The organism is Vibrio sp. R78045, assembly GCF_042466085.1.
Classification (GTDB): domain Bacteria; phylum Pseudomonadota; class Gammaproteobacteria; order Enterobacterales; family Vibrionaceae; genus Vibrio; species Vibrio cyclitrophicus.
In genome coordinates, this window is sequence record NZ_JAXHBS010000008.1 from 166,947 (window position 1) to 184,270 (window position 17,324).

At 44.1% G+C, this 17,324-nt stretch carries 19 protein-coding genes; 6 read left to right on the top strand and 13 right to left on the bottom strand.

The window, feature by feature from the left end; genetic code table 11:
• Positions 1-5: 5 nt before the first annotated feature.
• Genes rpsD through rplQ form a run of 3 tightly spaced genes read left to right on the top strand, consistent with a single transcriptional unit; the run spans position 6 to position 2,046 of the window.
• Positions 6-626: a 30S ribosomal protein S4 gene (rpsD, locus tag SJY39_RS03135; RefSeq protein WP_004738777.1), complete on the top strand. Its 621-nt coding sequence runs from the start codon at positions 6-8 to the stop codon at positions 624-626.
• Positions 627-648: 22 nt separating this feature from the next.
• Positions 649-1,641 carry a DNA-directed RNA polymerase subunit alpha gene (locus tag SJY39_RS03140; RefSeq protein WP_004729813.1) on the top strand — a complete coding sequence of 331 codons (993 nt, stop codon included), beginning with the start codon at positions 649-651 and terminating at the stop codon, positions 1,639-1,641.
• Between the two features lie 24 nt (positions 1,642-1,665).
• Positions 1,666-2,046 (top strand): 50S ribosomal protein L17, encoded by a 381-nt coding sequence (rplQ, locus tag SJY39_RS03145; RefSeq protein WP_004729812.1) that lies wholly within the window; start codon positions 1,666-1,668, stop codon positions 2,044-2,046.
• Positions 2,047-2,337: 291 nt separating this feature from the next.
• Here the strand turns inward: rplQ and SJY39_RS03150 are convergent, their stop codons facing one another.
• On the bottom strand, positions 2,338-2,832 hold the full coding sequence (locus SJY39_RS03150; RefSeq protein WP_010435125.1) for a DUF2780 domain-containing protein: 495 nt from the start codon (positions 2,830-2,832) through the stop codon (positions 2,338-2,340).
• A 136-nt stretch (positions 2,833-2,968) separates the two neighbouring features.
• A complete protein-coding gene (locus tag SJY39_RS03155) occupies positions 2,969-3,589 on the bottom strand; it encodes an FKBP-type peptidyl-prolyl cis-trans isomerase (RefSeq protein ID WP_008220519.1) in 621 nt (206 codons plus the stop codon).
• A gap of 213 nt (positions 3,590-3,802) precedes the next feature.
• Here SJY39_RS03155 and SJY39_RS03160 point away from each other — a divergent pair, with 213 nt between their 5' ends.
• Positions 3,803-4,381, top strand: a complete 579-nt coding sequence (locus tag SJY39_RS03160; RefSeq protein WP_010435121.1) for a LysM-like peptidoglycan-binding domain-containing protein — start codon at positions 3,803-3,805, stop codon at positions 4,379-4,381.
• A 58-nt stretch (positions 4,382-4,439) separates the two neighbouring features.
• Here SJY39_RS03160 and SJY39_RS03165 read toward each other — a convergent pair whose 3' ends face one another.
• The 11 genes from SJY39_RS03165 to SJY39_RS03215 all read right to left on the bottom strand — a co-directional run bounded on the left by SJY39_RS03165 (position 4,440) and on the right by SJY39_RS03215 (position 14,465).
• The gene (locus SJY39_RS03165) at positions 4,440-5,288 is read right to left on the bottom strand and encodes a DMT family transporter (RefSeq protein ID WP_010435119.1); all 849 of its coding nucleotides are present in this window, start codon (positions 5,286-5,288) and stop codon (positions 4,440-4,442) included.
• Positions 5,288-5,740: a GNAT family N-acetyltransferase gene (locus SJY39_RS03170; protein ID WP_016793863.1), complete on the bottom strand. Its 453-nt coding sequence runs from the start codon at positions 5,738-5,740 to the stop codon at positions 5,288-5,290. The genes SJY39_RS03165 and SJY39_RS03170 overlap by 1 nt, the downstream gene beginning before the upstream one ends.
• A 57-nt stretch (positions 5,741-5,797) precedes the next feature.
• Positions 5,798-6,364 (bottom strand): Crp/Fnr family transcriptional regulator, encoded by a 567-nt coding sequence (locus tag SJY39_RS03175; protein ID WP_010435114.1) that lies wholly within the window; start codon positions 6,362-6,364, stop codon positions 5,798-5,800.
• Positions 6,365-6,459: 95 nt separating this feature from the next.
• A complete protein-coding gene (locus tag SJY39_RS03180) occupies positions 6,460-8,214 on the bottom strand; it encodes a lysophospholipid acyltransferase family protein (RefSeq protein ID WP_016788483.1) in 1,755 nt (584 codons plus the stop codon).
• Between the two features lie 12 nt (positions 8,215-8,226).
• A complete protein-coding gene (locus SJY39_RS03185; protein ID WP_010435109.1) occupies positions 8,227-8,670 on the bottom strand; it encodes a hypothetical protein in 444 nt (147 codons plus the stop codon).
• A 10-nt stretch (positions 8,671-8,680) separates the two neighbouring features.
• Positions 8,681-9,118, bottom strand: a complete 438-nt coding sequence (locus SJY39_RS03190; RefSeq protein ID WP_016768653.1) for a YHS domain-containing (seleno)protein — start codon at positions 9,116-9,118, stop codon at positions 8,681-8,683.
• Between the two features lie 12 nt (positions 9,119-9,130).
• Positions 9,131-9,880, bottom strand: coding sequence for an NRDE family protein (locus SJY39_RS03195; RefSeq protein WP_010435105.1), 750 nt, complete (start codon positions 9,878-9,880; stop codon positions 9,131-9,133).
• A 1-nt stretch (position 9,881) separates the two neighbouring features.
• Positions 9,882-10,424, bottom strand: a complete 543-nt coding sequence (locus SJY39_RS03200; protein WP_016768652.1) for a hypothetical protein — start codon at positions 10,422-10,424, stop codon at positions 9,882-9,884.
• 19 nt (positions 10,425-10,443) lie between these two features.
• Positions 10,444-11,577 (bottom strand): ATP-grasp domain-containing protein, encoded by a 1,134-nt coding sequence (locus SJY39_RS03205; RefSeq protein WP_016793862.1) that lies wholly within the window; start codon positions 11,575-11,577, stop codon positions 10,444-10,446.
• Entirely contained in the window at positions 11,574-12,161 is a 588-nt protein-coding gene (locus SJY39_RS03210; protein WP_016793861.1) for a DedA family protein, read from the bottom strand. The genes SJY39_RS03205 and SJY39_RS03210 overlap by 4 nt, the downstream gene beginning before the upstream one ends.
• 327 nt (positions 12,162-12,488) lie before the next feature.
• Entirely contained in the window at positions 12,489-14,465 is a 1,977-nt protein-coding gene (locus SJY39_RS03215) for a bifunctional 2',3'-cyclic-nucleotide 2'-phosphodiesterase/3'-nucleotidase (RefSeq protein WP_010435096.1), read from the bottom strand.
• A 411-nt stretch (positions 14,466-14,876) separates the two neighbouring features.
• On the opposite strand from SJY39_RS03215, the gene cysD reads away from it, so the two are divergent.
• The gene (gene cysD, locus SJY39_RS03220) at positions 14,877-15,821 is read left to right on the top strand and encodes a sulfate adenylyltransferase subunit CysD (protein ID WP_226088532.1); all 945 of its coding nucleotides are present in this window, start codon (positions 14,877-14,879) and stop codon (positions 15,819-15,821) included.
• A gap of 18 nt (positions 15,822-15,839) precedes the next feature.
• The gene (gene cysN / locus SJY39_RS03225) at positions 15,840-17,270 is read left to right on the top strand and encodes a sulfate adenylyltransferase subunit CysN (RefSeq protein ID WP_372264217.1); all 1,431 of its coding nucleotides are present in this window, start codon (positions 15,840-15,842) and stop codon (positions 17,268-17,270) included.
• The last annotated feature ends 54 nt before the right edge of the window (positions 17,271-17,324 follow it).

Genomic DNA, 17,324 nt, shown 5'->3' on the forward strand with positions numbered 1-17,324 from the left:
AGATCATGGCAAGATATTTGGGTCCTAAGCTGAAGCTTAGCCGTCGCGAAGGTACTGACTTATTCCTTAAGTCTGGTGTCCGTGCGATCGATACCAAGTGTAAAATTGATAACGCACCAGGTGTACACGGCGCTCGTCGCGGTCGTCTATCTGAGTATGGCGTTCAGCTTCGTGAGAAGCAAAAAGTTCGTCGTATCTACGGCGTTCTAGAAAAACAATTCCGCAACTACTACAAAGAAGCTGCACGTCTTAAAGGCAACACGGGTGCAAACCTGCTTCAGCTTCTTGAAGGTCGTCTTGATAACGTAGTTTACCGTATGGGTTTTGGCGCTACTCGTGCTGAATCTCGTCAACTAGTTAGCCACAAGTCTATCCTAGTTAACGGTAAAGTTGTAAACGTTCCTTCTTTCAAAGTAGCGGCAAACGACGTTGTTTCTATCCGCGAGAAAGCTAAACAGCAATCTCGTATTAAAGCGGCTTTAGAAGTTGCTGAACAACGTGAAAAGCCAACTTGGATTGAAGTAGATGCTGGCAAAATGGAAGGTACATTCAAGCGTATGCCTGAGCGTTCTGACCTATCAGCTGACATCAATGAACACTTGATCGTCGAACTTTACTCTAAGTAAGGTTAAAAAAAGAGAGGACACAATGCAGGGTTCTGTAACAGAATTTCTTAAGCCGCGTCTTGTTGACATTGAACAGATCAATACGACACACGCGAAAGTAACTCTTGAGCCATTAGAGCGCGGTTTCGGCCACACTCTAGGTAATGCTCTTCGCCGCATTCTTCTATCTTCTATGCCGGGTTGTGCCGTAACAGAAGTTGAAATTGAAGGTGTGCTACACGAATACAGCACTAAAGAAGGCGTTCAGGAAGATATCCTGGAAATCCTTCTAAACCTTAAAGGTTTAGCTGTACGCGTTGCTGAAGGCAAAGATGAAGTGTTTATTACACTGAACAAATCAGGCTCAGGCCCTGTTGTTGCAGGTGACATCACCCACGATGGTGATGTAGAGATCGCTAACCCTGAGCACGTAATTTGTCACCTAACGGATGACAATGCTGAGATCGCTATGCGTATCAAAGTAGAACGTGGTCGTGGTTACGTTCCAGCTTCAGCTCGTATCCATACTGAAGAAGATGAGCGTCCTATCGGTCGTCTACTAGTTGACGCTACTTACAGCCCGGTTGATAAAATCGCTTACGCTGTAGAAGCAGCACGTGTAGAACAACGTACTGATTTAGACAAGCTTGTTATCGATATGGAAACGAACGGTACTCTAGAACCTGAGGAAGCAATCCGTCGCGCAGCTACTATTTTAGCTGAACAATTGGATGCGTTCGTAGATCTTCGTGATGTACGTGTACCTGAGGAGAAGGAAGAGAAGCCAGAATTCGATCCTATCCTACTACGTCCTGTAGACGATCTTGAACTAACAGTTCGCTCTGCTAACTGTTTGAAAGCAGAAGCGATTCACTACATCGGTGATCTTGTACAGCGCACTGAGGTTGAGCTACTTAAAACGCCAAACCTTGGTAAGAAATCTCTTACAGAGATTAAAGATGTGCTTGCTTCACGTGGTCTTTCTCTAGGCATGCGTCTAGAAAACTGGCCACCAGCGTCAATCGCTGAAGATTAATCGAAAAGTTAGAAGGATTAGGTCATGCGCCATCGTAAAAGTGGTCGTCAACTCAACCGCAACAGCAGTCATCGCAAAGCGATGTTCAGCAACATGGCTAGCTCTCTTGTTCGTCACGAAGTTATTAAAACTACCGTGCCAAAAGCAAAAGAACTACGTCGCGTAATTGAGCCATTGATTACCCTAGCTAAGACAGACAGTGTTGCTAACCGTCGTCTTGCATTTGCTCGCACTCGTGATAACGAAGTGGTAGCAAAACTATTTAATGAACTAGGCCCGCGTTTCGCGGCTCGCCAAGGTGGTTACACTCGCATTCTTAAATGTGGTTTCCGTACTGGTGATAAAGCTCCAATGGCTTACATTGAGCTTGTAGACCGCCCAGCTGCTGAAGAAGCTGCTGAGTAATCTAAACTAGATTCTTAATACAAAAGCCGAGCATTAGCTCGGCTTTTTTGTATCTGTAGAGTAAGGAAATGTACATTAAGAACTTGTACCATGATGTTTGGCATTTTTACTTGCTTGATCTGAGCCATTTTCCAAAAATATCTCGTATCTCCTTTCTTCCACGTACAAAAAAGAGCACCTCTGTGCTCTTCTTATCGATATTATTCCGCTAATCGCTAATCGCTAATCGCTAATCGCTAATCGCTAATCGCTAATCGCTAATCGCTAATCGCTAATCGCTAATCGCTAATCTTATTGCCAAACAGCTGCAAGTGAATCCATTAGGCCACTCGTCGCACCTTGGGATTGAAGTGCTTGAAGAATGATTGGCGCAAACGTGCTGATCATTGACGAATCCATTCCTAAACCTGAGAAAGCACTTTCAACCGCGCCTTGCGAATTTAGTACCGATGTTAGGCCAGTAGATTCAAGCGTAGACATTCCTGGAATGAGTGACGCAAGCTCGTTGTTATCTGCTGTGCCAAGTGAATTCTGTGCAAGAGCGAGCATCGAACCAATCCCGCCAACAGCTTGATCGCTCGTAACTGATGCTTGATTGGCAACGGTATCTGCCAGAGGTGTTGTTTCATTTTGTTGAGACCACATATTCACCGCAGCCATAAGTGCAGTTTGAGTCAATTGGGAATAGTTGGTATCAGAAGTAGAACTGGTTGTGCCAGAATCGCTAGTACTAGCGCAAGAGACAACAGCAAGGCTGCTTAAAACAGTGATGAGTACTTTCTTCATTATTTGTCCTTAAGTAATAAAGTCATTTACTCTTCCACTATAAACGAAAAACGGCGATGTAGTCACATCGCCGTTGGATTATTTTAATTTTATTTGCCTATATAGTAATTTGTTTCACTGAGGCTTTTTATAAAAATTAAAGAATAGCTAGAAGTTCTACTTCAAATACTAGAGCAGCAAATGGTGGGATTGCAGCACCTGCGCCACGCTCACCGTATGCTAGATCTTGAGGGATGTATAGCTTCCACTTAGAGCCAACAGGCATCATTTGTAGAGCTTGTACCCAGCCTTGAATTACGCCAGTTACTGGGAATTCAGCTGGTTGACCGCGAGATACAGAGCTGTCGAAAACAGTACCGTCAGTTAGTTCGCCATGGTAGTGAACACGTACTTGCTTGTCTGCAGTTGGGATTTCACCAGTACCTTCAGTTAGTACTTCGTATTGAAGACCAGACTCAAGAACTGTTACTTCTGAACGAAGAGCGTTGTCAGCTAGAAAAGCTTCGCCATCTGCAGCAGCAGCTTTAGCTAGTTCTTGACGTGCAGCTTCACCACGAGTGTGTAGTTCTTGTAGTGCGTTGTTGATTTCGTCAACTTCGATAGCTGGCATGTCACCAACTAGAGCTGTTGCGATACCAGCAGCAATTGCGTCAACGTTTAGGCCTTCAAGACCAGAACCAGCAAGTTGTTGGCCCATTTGTAGACCGATACCGTAGCTAGCTTTTTGCTCTACAGTTTCAAATTTTACTTCAGACATGAAAAGTCACTCTTTTTGTCAGTACGAAAAGGGTAAGAATACCAGTATTAGCAGCGTGAAGAAACGGCTAGCCTATGATCACTTGTGCTTTACCGTGCTGATATCACAGGGATGTCAATTTTCTCGCTTTGCTCTCCGTTGTGACGGAAAGATCTATACTGTTGGTACTTTGGTTTTTATACTGTAGTGATTCAATATATAGGACGCAGTGGCATGAATCGTCGTCAAAAGAAAAAGCAAAAAGTTGACCACTTAGCAGAGCTCAAGGTTCGACTGGAACAGATAAAAGCGAAATTGAACTCAATCGATATAAAAAAGATGAAGACTTCGATAACGGAAACTTGGAGTTCATTACCAAAGCTGCACCAGAGATTATTGATGGTGATTTCGCCGATTGTATTAATTTTACTTTTTGTGCCGCTACCAGAACCGAAAGTGGATTCTGCTCCGATAACATCGCGCGTTGAGCTTGAGATAAACACCGTTGGTTTAAGCGAACAGCAAAATGCCAAAAGCAATTCATCAGAACCCAGTAATTGGCAAGAGTACCTTGTTAAACAAGGAGATACTCTAGCGCAGGTTTTCCGAAATAATGATTTGCCATTGTCTGATCTTAATGCCTTGGTTCGTATTGAAGGTGCTGATAAGCCACTAAGCCAGATCCGCAAGGGTCAGCTCGTTCGTTTCAAACTTGCTGAGACTGGGCAACTGGATATTCTTCAGCTAGAGAAGGGTGATACTTCGGTAATGTTCTTTAGACTGTCTGACGGTGGTTTTGGTCGAAGCAAATAGAGCGATTCTGACCCGTTAGTTAAGGCACTTCATAGACATGGATCAGTGATAAAAAGAGCTAAGCGTTAGCTCTTTTTTTTGGTCGCTTAAAAGGTGCTAGTGGTAAGATAATGAGCATTATTCCGGTAAAAGTTAATGTGTCTGGAATCTCGTTAAACCATAGCGCACCTATAAGTGCGACAAAGACTAATCCTGAATATTCAGCTAATGCTATTTGGTTGGAATGAGCTTTTTGGTAAGCGGAAACGGCAAAGCCGTTATAGCTTAATATGAGTGTTGCACTCAGGGCTATGTATCCCAAGTGCTCGACAGACACGGGTTGCCAGTATAGAAAGCACAGTATCAATGATGCAGGAATGGAAAATAGCGTTGTCCACCACAGTGTTGTGATGACGGTTTGTTCACTAGGAAGCTTTCTTACGAGTACATTAAATAGTGCGAGAGTGAGTGCTGTCCCCAAAGCAAACAGCGCTGCCCAATGAAATTGCGAAGGTCTCAATACAATCAGCGCACCAATAAAGCCTATTGTGGTGGCGATAACTTTACCGAGTGCTGGTTGCTCTTTTAGTAGAAACATCGATAGAGGCAACATCAATAAGGGCGCGACATAAAATACAGCATTAGCGGTGGCCAAAGATAAGTGAGTGATTGCAACAACCATACATCCACTACCGATTAAGATAAGCTGCCCTCGTATGAAGGTTATTTTAGCTTGTTTTAAGTGCCGTTTTTCTTTTTTCTGCTGCAGCCACAAAGGCGTAATGATGATCAGAGATATCAACTGTCGGAAAAAAATATACTGAAGTGGCGGCACTTCGCCATTCAACAGTTTTACCGCTACGTCGGAAAACGAGGCAAACAAGTTACCTGCAATCAGTAATAAAATACCGACAGTGATATTCGACATTATTTCTCTAATCTCATGTCTAGATGTGGAATATCATCTTCCAGATACATCTCAGATACCGTATTGAACCCATGGCTTGCATAGAAGTTTTCTAGGTGTTCTTGTGCACCGATGTCTATGGTCGCGTTTGGCCAAATTTCTTCACAACGAGTCAATGCCTCTTTTATCAATTGGTGCCCTAAGCCATTTCCTCTTGCTGATTGCTTGGTCGCGACACGACCGATACTGACGTTATCGTATGTGGTGCCAGGAGGGAGTATGCGTGCACACGCTACTAACTCTTTATTATAATAACCAAGTAGGTGCTCAACACCTGTGAGTATATCTTTGCCGTCGAGCTCTGGATAAGGACAAGTTTGCTCAACCACAAATACATCGACTCTTAATTTAAGTAGTTGATACAGCTGTTGTGTTGAGAGTTCAGAAAAAGGAATTGAGTGCCAAGTGATCATGTTTACATCCAGAGATTATCGATGCTCTGAATGTACTATGCGCGATGATTGTTGGCATTAACTATTGTTAATTCGACTTTTAATTCTGCTAAGGCTGATGGCGGTTATTCCTAGGTAAGCGGCAATTTGATTGTCGTTCAAGCGCTGTTCAAGATCAGGATAATGTTCGCAGAACAGTTGATAACGTTGTTCAGGAGTATAGAGCAGCATAAAGCGTTCTTTGTTTTCTTTATGCATGAGCTGAGTTTCTAACAACTTTAGGTATAGAGGGTTGTTTGATGCTCGCCACTCGATTACGGCGTTCATTGGCAGTTCTAACATGGTGATGGGTGTGAGCGTTTCTAATAGGTAAGGGGACGCTTGGTTTTTTATCAAGCTCTCAAAGCCTATGATCCAGTCTTGTTCCCAGTAGAATTCTTTACTGTATTGTTTTCCGTCATTAGTGAGGTAACAAGCATGACATAAGCCTTCAAGCACAAAGTAGATTGAACTCGCCATCTCACCTTGATTGATCAGAATGTGTCTTGTTGGGAGCTCAAGGGGCTTTGCGACGGCTAATAGAGATTCAATCTGATTTTCAGAGAAATCAAAGCTTTGTAGTTGTTCGATAAAAGACGTGTGCATGAAGGTGACCTAGCCCAAATAAGTGTCGAAATCATCGCACTTATTTGGGGAGAGGTACAGAATTTGAATATCAATATAGGGTCAGTATTAATGACCTAACGCTTTGAATGCTGCTCTAGATAGTCTTGAGCAAGTTCTCGGCCCATATATTTGCCTAGAGTTTTCAATGGTACCTTCTTGAGGTTGACGACAATCAAGCCATCCAAAGCATCATTAAACGATGGGTCGACGTTAAAGCACACCAGTTTACCGTTCATCCCCAGGTATTGGCGAAGCAGTACTGGTAGGCCTTTTCCTTGCTCCATACGAGCCAACACTTTAGAAAGCAGAGGGACACTCGCCAATGACGATAGTAGGTGATTCTGCCAGAACACATTATTACTGGTATTGAGTGGTGACGAAGGAGAAACCAGGTTCGCCTTTTGTTCATCGTAATGATGTATGGATAAGGTGGTCGCTATCAATAATCGTGCATTGTGGCTGTAATCATTACTGATACTTACCGGACCAAATAAATGGGTATATTGAGGGTGGTGATATACAAAGGCCGCGATGCCTTTCCATAATAGTAACAGTGAGTTAAGACTCTTTTGATAAGGTTTACTCACTACGGAGCGTCCTAGTTCAATACTGTTATCTAAGGTGTTAATGAACTCTTGATTGTAGTTAAACAGGCTACGAGAGTAGAGTTTATCAAGCCCATGCTCAGCGATTAGCTTGTCGACCATACCGAGTCGATACGCACCGACTAGTTCTGCTTTAGTTTTATTCCACACAAACAGTTGATGGTAGTAAAGGTCATACTCATCCAAATCACAGGCAAGGCCGCTGCCTTCTCCGACTTCTCTAAAGCTTTCTTCTCTGACTCGACCAATCTCGCGCATTAAGTTAGGGATAGATTGGCTTGGCGTGCAGTAGACCTCGAAGTCACCTTGCTCGAGCAGTTTCATCTCTTCAGGGAGTGAATTTATCTCTATTGCCAAGACTTCTTGTGGAATCGGAGCAATCACTTGAGTATCAAAAGAGGGCGCGTGGATTGGTGTGTTCGGGCTATCTTGTTGACTCATCAGGTAGGTATTGAGTCGCAGGTAGTTGACGATATCCATTTCTTGTTCAAACGATTTTATTTCTGAATATGGAATCGAAGAGCCAATAGAGATAGCGATCGTGGTCGCTTGCTTATTGAGGAGTTCACGGCCGAGTAGAGCTGTTCTTAATAGTGGATGGACACGGCCAGCTTGATAGAAAAGCTCACTGTTTTTACCATTGATAAAGATAGGTACCGTAGTGGCTTGATGACGTTTGACGAATTTGGCTACCGATTTGCTCCATTCGATGTCTGTCAGTGTCTTTGCCCCTTTGCGGTAACTCGAGACTTCGCCCGCAGGGAACACAATCAGCAGTCCACCATCTGCTAAGTGACGATTGGCATCTCGAATCGCTTTGGCGTTGGTTCGTTTCGATTCTTTGCTATTAAAGACATCGACTCCGATGAAAAGATCATCCAGTTCAGGCAGTCGCTTGAGCAACTCATTCGCCAGTACCTTTACATCTTTCCTTACCGATCCTACGAGATCAGCAAGGATCACGCCTTCAATCGCGCCAAGAGGATGATTGGCCACAATCACCACAGGCCCATCTTCTGGAATATTCTCTGTGGTTCCAGATGAAACCGAATAGTCGATATTGAGTGCCGATAGAGTGTGATGCATAAACTCAAAGCTAGATAACTCGTTCGGTCTATCTTGATAGAGTTTGTCTAGCTTAGATAGCCCAGTTGCCCACTCGACAACAGACTCACCTAAACCAAAAGGTGTGTAACGTGGTAAACGAAAAGGACTATCAATCATAATGAAGCTACCTTATTGACTAAAGTTGTTTAGGAAACCGTCTTGATTCTTGAAATCTTTCACACTTAAAAATGCACCGCATAACCAGACTAGGCATGCCATACCAAACAATAACCCGCCGTCATAACCGACAATGTCACCCGCTGTATTGAACTCAGGCATTTGAATGCCGAGTGGCGTAAACAGGTGGAAGAAAATCGCGCCACTCATAATTCCCACTGTCATGATGGCTCCAAGGCCATGCCAGCGTGTGAATAGCAAAATAGCAGCAATCAATTCCGCGAATCCAATTAAATAGCCGCCAAGCGAGCCGAACCAACTTAGTCCAGACCATGTCGCGAGAGTGCCAAAGATATGTTCAGTCTCGTATGAGCCAGTGAACTTAAAAAACAGTGACTGAATAAACACAAACGCGATAAATGCCGCAGGGATATGCTTGGTTGGAGTGAATGTCATCGTTATTCCCTTACTTGATCAGTTTCGGCCAAACTTTATCGGCTTGTTGAATATGTTGTGCTTGGTCTTGCTCCCAGCGTTGCTTAATCTCCTGGTCGTAGTTGAGGTAAAGCTTGTTATCAACAATCGTCCATTGATGAGGGTCTCCAGGTGCAAAGTCGCTCTTGGCTGATACAGCCCAAGCGCAATAGCCTCCATATTGAGGGGCATATTTTTCAGGATTATTAACAAATAAAGTCAAATTCTTTTCAGAAGAGAAATACCAGTCTGCACCCTTGTACTCGGTGCTGAATTTTTGACTGCCTTCGACGGGCTTACCGGAAGTGAAATACGCGACAGTATCGTAGCCATCGAGTGCCTTGCTGCTAAAGAATCCGGTGTAGATTTCATCGGCGGCAAATACGTACGGGCTAACAAGTAGCAGAACCATGGTTAATAGTTTTCTCATGATAGACTCCATCTATAGATTGATTACGGGTGATAAATCGAAGGTAAAGCGCTGTTGATTTATCCGACATGGCTTAATGGGTTCGCAAGGCGAGCCAGGTGCATAAAACATCGAAGCTTGGCCGTGTAGGTTGCGTAAATGAGTAAAGCTCACCGTGTGTGCGTCTTCACGATGCATACAGGTTGCTAAATGAGGTTGTTCGCTGTGATGATGAGAGTGGAACATCAGTAAGTTCTGTTGATTCTTACCGGTTTCCATCAGCTGATCATATTTCGCTTTACGATAAGCTTGCACGCGTTCTAAATCGACACCGGATGAGAAGAGTGGAGAATCAGTGTCGACGATTTTTTGTTGAATACCATCCCACATGTAGGCGATAACCAAACCACTGTTCTGAGTTAAATTCGGGGCGAAAGCCAACAAGGTAAAAGGAGCAAAAGAGTGTAGGTCTAGCTGATGAAATGCTTCAGAGAGCTTACTGATGTTACGACTCGATGATAGGTTTTTAAGTAATAAACCGCGGCTGACCAAAGGACCAGCAGGTACTATGCCTTGATAGTTATTGAGTAGGCATAAAGAAAGCCCGAACTCATTAATGCTTATCCAACTACCACCGCCAGTAGGGTCGAGTGGCATTATGATATCGACACCGTTGACTCGATATTGTTTAGGCGGCATCGCCAGTGCTCGTGCTTTCTGTTCATCACGATTGAAAAAGACCTGATAACCATTTTCTTCAAGTAGCCAAGAGACTGAGCACATATTATTGTTCCCTCAGATAGCTGCTAGTCGTTGGGGCGTAACCAAAGGTATTGCAGGTGTCAATGTCTAGGAAGGTGGTGATCACTTTGATCATCGCGTAATGATGATTGGCATGCAGCGCGGCGAAGGTGACTTCTCTTTCTAGCGTAGAAGGTAGGCTTGCGAATACTTGAGCATCCATTGAAACTTCGGTTTGGATCATGATAGGCGCTTCGAGATCCCGACGGTCTAATCGCTCAAGCCAGTTGATCACATAATGGATCTCTTTTACTGCAATTGAGCGCTCGTACTCGACGGGATGACCACGACGGCGAGTGTTGTAGTCAACGGTTGCATTCTCTTTTAAGATCAAGGCGTGAAAAAGATCGAGCGTATGACGAGTATGTTCACCAATAGAGCTTGTAACGTGCGGCTTTGCTCGTGTCAGGTAGTCGCTGTCGGATATCGCTAACAAAAACTCTAGCCCCTGGTTCAATATTTCTACCGCTCCTGTGATACTTGGAGAGAAAGAAGTGAGGGCGCTTGGTTGGGCTATGGGGTTCATTCATGGTCCTCGTACAAAGTTAATCGGTGGTCGGATATTGTTGAACAAGACGTCGCTCTTCTTGCCACGCAGCAAATAAGCTCTTGAAAGAGGGAGTCTTATGGCCTCGGTGCTTCTGTTGAGCACCTATATCAAAAAGAATGCGGTATTGCAGAAGTAGTGTAGAAAATATCTCTCGTAGTGGTGTGTTGCGATCCCAGATATGTCCGGCTTCGCTACTCGCACCATTGACCTCGAGGATAGTGAAATCCTCGCCGTTCATTAGGCTATGCATGTCCTTAAATTTGACGTCGAGTCTGCCAAAATGAAAGCCATCGAAATCATCGAATATCTCGTCTAAACGTTCTGTTAGAGCCTGAGTGATGTATTGATTACCGTCTCGAAAGATACAACCACGACTATGGCTGCCTGCGAACGCGAGTTGAAACTCTTCGCCCTCTGCGAGCACTTGATCCAATTTATCTTCATGCCTTGGCAGATAGAGGTGACTGAGTTGTCCAGCTCGCGGGCTATTCTCAATCAACTGTTTGAGTGTCGAGGTGCCATCACCCACCACCATCGGTGAATATTTGAGTGTGATCGAGATGATCTCACCTTGCTTTTTGTTTGGGTAGCGAACATAGAAAACACCCGCTTCGGCTTGATAAGGCGCCTTTTCTTGCAATAGAAAGCGAGCATTATTTGGGAAAGATTCAACATACTGTTCTAGTTGATCTTGTGTGTTGATCAGCTTAACACCAACACCTCGACAACCAAGATCCGGTTTAGCCACAATCGGGAAATCGAGATCCGACTGTATGAGTGCGCTGCGCGCATCTTCAGCTTGTTTCTTACTGCTAAGATCCGTTTTGGTTAAGGTGATAAACGGAGAGATCCAACGCTGACTTGAAGATCCGGCAAGGCTTAATATCTCGTGTTTTGACTCGCCGACCATACCACTGAGTTTGATACTCGGATTGGCGATGAGCGGCAGTGCCCAGTCAAAGTGCCGTAACCCTTGCATCAGGCTTTGAATCACCACTGGCGTGTAGAAAAACCAAGTTGGAAGAAACTCATAAGGAGAGACACTACGCACGGTATCTTTTTCAAGCAGAGGCATGCCTGCATTAATTTGATGTGCGGGAATGATGTGAATATCTTGCGGTGAACTCATGATAATCCTCTAGAGTAGGTTTTATTCATTAATCGATTGCCGATAAACAGCAAAGCGATGGCACACGGAATGACGATCCATTGATATTCAGAGGCTTGCAGCCACGCTGATGTCCCTAAATAGTAGATGGCGGAGAAGACAATGCCAGTCCAGAGCGCAGTGGCACTGATCACGGCAAACAAGAAAGTAGGTAGAGGGATGGCGAAAAAGCCACTCAGGGTAAAACCAACGGTACGCAGCCCAGGAATAAAGCGGATAACAAAAAGGCTGCTGAATGCGTTTTGACGTAATTTGGTACGAAGCATACGAAAGTACTTATTCGTGAGAGCTTTATATCGCACACCTCGGAAGTAACGTCCTGACTTTCCTAAGTAATAAAGACCGAGATCACCCGTGGCAATGCCGATGAAAATGGCAAGCAGCGCATATTGAGGAAGTATTAGACCTTGAGTCGCTATACCTGCCGCCGTAACAATCGCCAGATCTTCAAGCAGATAAGAAAGCGCGATAATGCCAAGCATCAGCCATAGCAGCGATTCCTCTCCTGTATTTAACCATGCTTGGATACTCTCGACGGTGCTCATCAAATGTCCTATCTATCCTATAAATGAATGGCTTATTGGTCATTCATTGAGTGTAGTAAATTAAATAGACACGAGGAGCTGAGAAAAACTTACAGATGATTGAGGATTTTTTGTGCGAGCTTGATTCCATCCGTGGTTTGAAATGCGTTGTTTAAGTCGATCTTAAAGCGAAATGAAAGCGAATAATGTGTTGTTTTTAAAGTAGATGTATCGAGAGTTTGGATTTGAAAGCCGGGCGTTGGATATGGGGATCCCATGTGAAAAAGAAAAAGGCTGAGTCGTTAAACTCAGCCTTTCAGAATGTTAACTATGGATTACTTAAGCAATCTATTTAGTTAGGTCAATCTGGTAAACAGCAAAACCAACATCGTCAGTCGCAACACGTTTCATCGGGTATTGACCCTTCTCTTTGATGAACTCTGCTGCTTTGTCGCTTGGAGATGTTTCAAAGCGGATATCTAGTTTGTTATCCGTTTTGATTGGCGCAAATGACCAATTGTTATCCGCGCTTGGGCTCACTTGACCTTGCTCTTTGCTTACGCGAGATATGTAGTTTGCAAGAACAGTACGGTTCTCATCTGGTGCATCAAATGCGATGAAGTCTTCACCTGTGCCTGGGAACTTAGCGCTGTATGCACGGTAGTTGTTGGTTGCGATCAGGAAGTCTTGCTTCATGTCGATTGGCTTACCTTGGTAAGTTAGGCCAACAATACGCTGTGAGTCAGGGTTAACCACTTTACAGTTTGCATCGTATTTCGCAGGTTGAGTTACGTCGATTTGGTAATCAACACCGTCGATTACATCGAAGTTGTAAGTACGGAAGTTATCCCACTCGATCAACTGTTGTGGTGCAGTTGAGTTAACATCCACTTGGTTGAACTGACCAGCAGAACACTCAAGCCACTCTTTTACTTCGTGACCTGTAACCTTCATCGCAACTAGTGTGTTCGGGTAGAGGTACAAGTCAGCTGCGTTACGGAATGTCAGTTGACCAGATTCAACTTCAGTGAAGTTCGCTGGATCATTCTTACGGCCACCGGCTTTGAATGGTGCAGCGGCTGAAAGTACTGGCGTACCATCTAGGTCTGGGTCACCTTGGATGAACTGTTCAACGTAATCTTTCTGTGCAAGGTTAACGATTTGAACTGTTGGATCGTCTTGTACTAGAGACAGGAAGCTGTACATCACATCGTCTGCTTTACCAATCGGTTGGTTAACAAACTCACGAGTACCTGCGTGGTCTTTTTCTAGTGCTGTTACGATGCCTTCATCAGCAGCAGCAAGTGATTTCTTTTCTATCTTGTCGTAGATAGGGCGTGCTTCTGATTGGCCTTTAACGACTTCCCACTTACCGTCTTTCTGTGCAAGTGTTAGATCCATAACACCAACGTGGCTACCCCAACGACCAGGCATTACTGCCGCAACGCCGTTCATTGTGCCCGTTTCGTTGTCGATGCCTTGAATGTCATCAAAACCTTTACCTGGGAATACTGCGTGAGAGTGGCCGAATGCGATTGCATCAATGCCGTCTACTTCAGATAGGTAGAACGTTGAGTTTTCTTCACCATTTTTGTACGGGTCAGTTGATACGCCTGAGTGAGGGATAGCAACGATAACTTCAGCGCCTTCCGCTTTCATTTGAGGTACTAACTCGTTAGCTGTCTCAATGATATCGCGAGCGATCACTTTGCCTTCTAGGTTCTTCTTATCCCACGTCATGATTTGTGGTGGAACAAAACCGATGTAGCCGACTTTTACTTCATGCTTTACGCCTGCTGTATCTTCAAACGTGTGAGTCTTGATGATGTAAGGCGTGAAGTAGTGTTCTTTGGTTTCTGCGTCGTAAACGTTAGCACTGATGTATGGGAAATCAGCGTCGTTGATAGACTCTTCTAGGAACTCAAGACCGTAGTTGAACTCGTGGTTACCTAGGTTTGCAGCGTCGTAGCTTAGTTGGTTCATTGCCTTATATGCAGGGTGAACCTCACCAGCAACGATGCCTTTGTCTGCCATGTAGTCACCCATTGGGCTACCTTGCAGTAAATCACCGTTATCAACTAATACGCTATTGGTTACTTCGTTTTGAGCTTCTTTTACTAGAGTTGCAGTACGTGCTAAGCCGATTTTCTTCGATGGCTTGTCTTTGTAGTAGTCGTAATCCATTAGGTTGGTATGGATATCCGTCGTTTCTACGACACGTAGTTTAATCACTTCATCGGTATCTGGTGTTGTTGTGCAGCCTGCTAGAGTCAAACCAAGACCCGCAAGTACAGCCAATGACAAAGGTTTTATTGCAACTTTCATTGTGTAGCTCCAAAGTGGATAGTAGAAAATTTGTTGCGTAATGTAACAAAATCGAATGAAACAATGATTACAACGAATGTTAAATCGTGACTTTGATCGATTACTTTATGGTGTTCTGCAATATACCTCTCAAAGCTGTCCATCAATGTACAAATGATATCGATAATATTAGTCCATTCATTTCATCTGTTTATCGATAAATCCAATCCCTTATCAGCTTTTCGAATAAAAAATGAAATTTTAGAATTTCCAGTAATATGAGAGGCTCGTCATAATGCCTATATCAAGGACGTATCAGGCAGATGAATAGCAAGGATAGCTCATACGAAGCTTCTGTTTTCTTCTAGTGCCAATACTCCCATTCACACCAGTGGATGAGTTAAATCCCTTACTTGGTATGCCAAGTAATGAATTGCTCGTAACGCGAGCCTTAAAGGAAGCACTGAAATGGACCAAGAACGTTTAACCCACTTAAAACAGCTAGAAGCGGAAAGTATTCATATTATCCGTGAAGTAGCGGCTGAGTTTGATAACCCAGTGATGATGTACTCCATAGGTAAAGATTCTTCTGTGATGCTCCATTTAGCTCGCAAAGCGTTTTACCCAGGTAAGATTCCATTCCCGCTGTTACACGTTGATACCGATTGGAAATTTCGCGAGATGATTGAATTTCGTGATCGTACGGCTAAAAAGTACGGCTTTGACCTTTTAGTCCATAAGAACCCAGAAGGTATTGAAATGGGATGTAGCCCATTTGTGCATGGTTCTTCGAAACACACTGACATCATGAAAACTCAAGGCCTTAAGCAGGCGTTAAATAAGTATGGATTCGATGCTGCTTTTGGTGGTGCACGTCGTGATGAAGAAAAATCTCGAGCAAAAGAGCGTGTTTACTCTTTCCGCGACAAGAATCACACATGGGATCCAAAAAACCAACGCCCAGAGCTTTGGCATACCTATAACGGCCAAGTAAATAAAGGCGAGAGCATTCGTGTATTCCCTCTATCAAACTGGACTGAGCTCGATATTTGGCAATACATCTATTTAGAGAGCATTGATATTGTTCCACTTTACCTTTCAGACAAACGCCCTGTGGTTGAGCGTGATGGCATGCTGATCATGGTTGATGATGACCGTATGGAGCTGCAAGAAGGTGAAGTGATTGAAGAGAAAAGTGTTCGTTTCCGAACTTTAGGTTGCTACCCACTAACTGGAGCGGTTGAATCTGAAGCCAATACGTTAACAGGCATTATTGAAGAGATGCTGGTGGCTACTTCTAGTGAGCGTCAAGGTCGAGCGATTGACCATGATCAGTCGGGCTCGATGGAGCTGAAAAAGCGCCAAGGTTATTTCTAAGAATCTAAGGAAAGAAAAATGAATAGTGCAGTAGAAGCCGAATTGGCTGAACTAGGGATTGAAGGTTATCTAAGTCAGCATCAGCATAAATCTATGCTTAGATTTTTAACTTGTGGCTCGGTAGATGATGGCAAAAGTACGTTAATTGGCCGTTTGCTCCATGATACAAAACAGATTTATGAAGATCAGCTAGCAGCTGTTCACTCTGATAGTCAGCGAGTAGGTACTACGGGTGAGAAGCCTGATTTAGCACTGCTTGTTGATGGTCTGCAGGCTGAGCGTGAGCAAGGCATTACGATCGATGTAGCGTACCGCTACTTCTCGACGCAAAAACGTAAGTTCATTATTGCTGATACTCCAGGGCATGAGCAGTACACGCGCAACATGGCAACAGGCGCTTCAACGTGTGATCTGGCTGTGATCTTGATTGATGCTCGTAAGGGCGTATTGGATCAAACGCGTCGTCATTCGTTTATCTCCAATCTACTTGGTCTGAAGCATTTCATTGTAGCAGTCAACAAGATGGATCTAGTGGATTATGCACAAGATCGTTTTGAAGAGATTCGCGATGAGTACCTAGAATTTGCTGAAAACCTAGAAGGCGAAACCAATATTCAAATCCTGCCTGTTTCTGCGCTTGAAGGCATTAACGTTGCAGCGCCAAGCAAAGAGCTTGCATGGTTCGAAGGCCCGTCTCTATTAGAAGTGCTAGAGAATGTAGACATTGACCAAAAACGCTCTGCAGGTGAATTCCGATTCCCTGTGCAGTATGTGAACCGTCCTAATTTAGACTTCCGCGGATTTGCTGGCACCGTTGCTTCTGGACGTGTGAGTGTGGGTGACGAGATCAAGGCGCTTCCATCTGGCAAGACCTCTAAAGTTGCACGCATTGTGACTTTTGATGGCGATTTGGAATCTGCACAAGCGGGATTGGCGGTAACGTTGACCCTTGAAGATGAGATCGATATCAGTCGTGGTGATTTGATTGTGTTGGAAAACGCGCAAATTGAATCCACTAACCATGTATTGGCAGATATCGTGTGGATGACTGAACAACCCCTGAAACCAGGTAAAGCTTACGACATCAAAATCGCGGGCAAGAAAACGGTTGGTCAGGTTGAAGTAGTTCGTCATCAGTATGACATCAATAATTTGTCGACCTATGAAGTGGATGAGCTGCTACTGAATGGTATTGGTTTATGTGAATGGTCATTGAACGAAACTGTTGCGCTGGATAAATATCGTGAAAGTGCCGATACCGGTGGTTTTATTGTTATTGACCGTCTTACCAACGTAACGGTTGGTGCAGGTTTGATTCGAGATCGTTTGGACTCTGTTGAACAGCAAGTAGGTAGCTTCTCTGCATTTGAACTTGAGTTCAACGCATTGGTTCGTAAACACTTCCCTCATTGGGATGCCAAGGATTTAAGCCAGTTACTGAAGTCATAAACGACAAGTAATTGCTCATTGAATCAATGGTGTAAGGCGGAAACTCATCGTTTC

What these genes read in the sequence shown, in the direction of transcription:
- cysN (WP_372264217.1), top strand. Translation starts at nt 15,840, where the DNA reads ATGAATAGTGCAGTAGAAGCCGAATTGGCTGAACTAGGGATTGAAGGT.
- SJY39_RS03190 (WP_016768653.1), bottom strand. Translation starts at nt 9,118, where the DNA reads ATGAGAAAACTATTAACCATGGTTCTGCTACTTGTTAGCCCGTACGTA.
- SJY39_RS03140 (WP_004729813.1), top strand. Translation starts at nt 649, where the DNA reads ATGCAGGGTTCTGTAACAGAATTTCTTAAGCCGCGTCTTGTTGACATT.
- SJY39_RS03195 (WP_010435105.1), bottom strand. Translation starts at nt 9,880, where the DNA reads ATGTGCTCAGTCTCTTGGCTACTTGAAGAAAATGGTTATCAGGTCTTT.
- SJY39_RS03180 (WP_016788483.1), bottom strand. Translation starts at nt 8,214, where the DNA reads ATGATTGATAGTCCTTTTCGTTTACCACGTTACACACCTTTTGGTTTA.
- SJY39_RS03215 (WP_010435096.1), bottom strand. Translation starts at nt 14,465, where the DNA reads ATGAAAGTTGCAATAAAACCTTTGTCATTGGCTGTACTTGCGGGTCTT.
- SJY39_RS03175 (WP_010435114.1), bottom strand. Translation starts at nt 6,364, where the DNA reads ATGCACACGTCTTTTATCGAACAACTACAAAGCTTTGATTTCTCTGAA.
- rplQ (WP_004729812.1), top strand. Translation starts at nt 1,666, where the DNA reads ATGCGCCATCGTAAAAGTGGTCGTCAACTCAACCGCAACAGCAGTCAT.
- SJY39_RS03160 (WP_010435121.1), top strand. Translation starts at nt 3,803, where the DNA reads ATGAATCGTCGTCAAAAGAAAAAGCAAAAAGTTGACCACTTAGCAGAG.
- SJY39_RS03205 (WP_016793862.1), bottom strand. Translation starts at nt 11,577, where the DNA reads ATGAGTTCACCGCAAGATATTCACATCATTCCCGCACATCAAATTAAT.
- SJY39_RS03210 (WP_016793861.1), bottom strand. Translation starts at nt 12,161, where the DNA reads ATGAGCACCGTCGAGAGTATCCAAGCATGGTTAAATACAGGAGAGGAA.
- rpsD (WP_004738777.1), top strand. Translation starts at nt 6, where the DNA reads ATGGCAAGATATTTGGGTCCTAAGCTGAAGCTTAGCCGTCGCGAAGGT.
- SJY39_RS03165 (WP_010435119.1), bottom strand. Translation starts at nt 5,288, where the DNA reads ATGTCGAATATCACTGTCGGTATTTTATTACTGATTGCAGGTAACTTG.
- SJY39_RS03170 (WP_016793863.1), bottom strand. Translation starts at nt 5,740, where the DNA reads ATGATCACTTGGCACTCAATTCCTTTTTCTGAACTCTCAACACAACAG.
- SJY39_RS03150 (WP_010435125.1), bottom strand. Translation starts at nt 2,832, where the DNA reads ATGAAGAAAGTACTCATCACTGTTTTAAGCAGCCTTGCTGTTGTCTCT.
- SJY39_RS03200 (WP_016768652.1), bottom strand. Translation starts at nt 10,424, where the DNA reads ATGAACCCCATAGCCCAACCAAGCGCCCTCACTTCTTTCTCTCCAAGT.
- SJY39_RS03185 (WP_010435109.1), bottom strand. Translation starts at nt 8,670, where the DNA reads ATGACATTCACTCCAACCAAGCATATCCCTGCGGCATTTATCGCGTTT.
- SJY39_RS03155 (WP_008220519.1), bottom strand. Translation starts at nt 3,589, where the DNA reads ATGTCTGAAGTAAAATTTGAAACTGTAGAGCAAAAAGCTAGCTACGGT.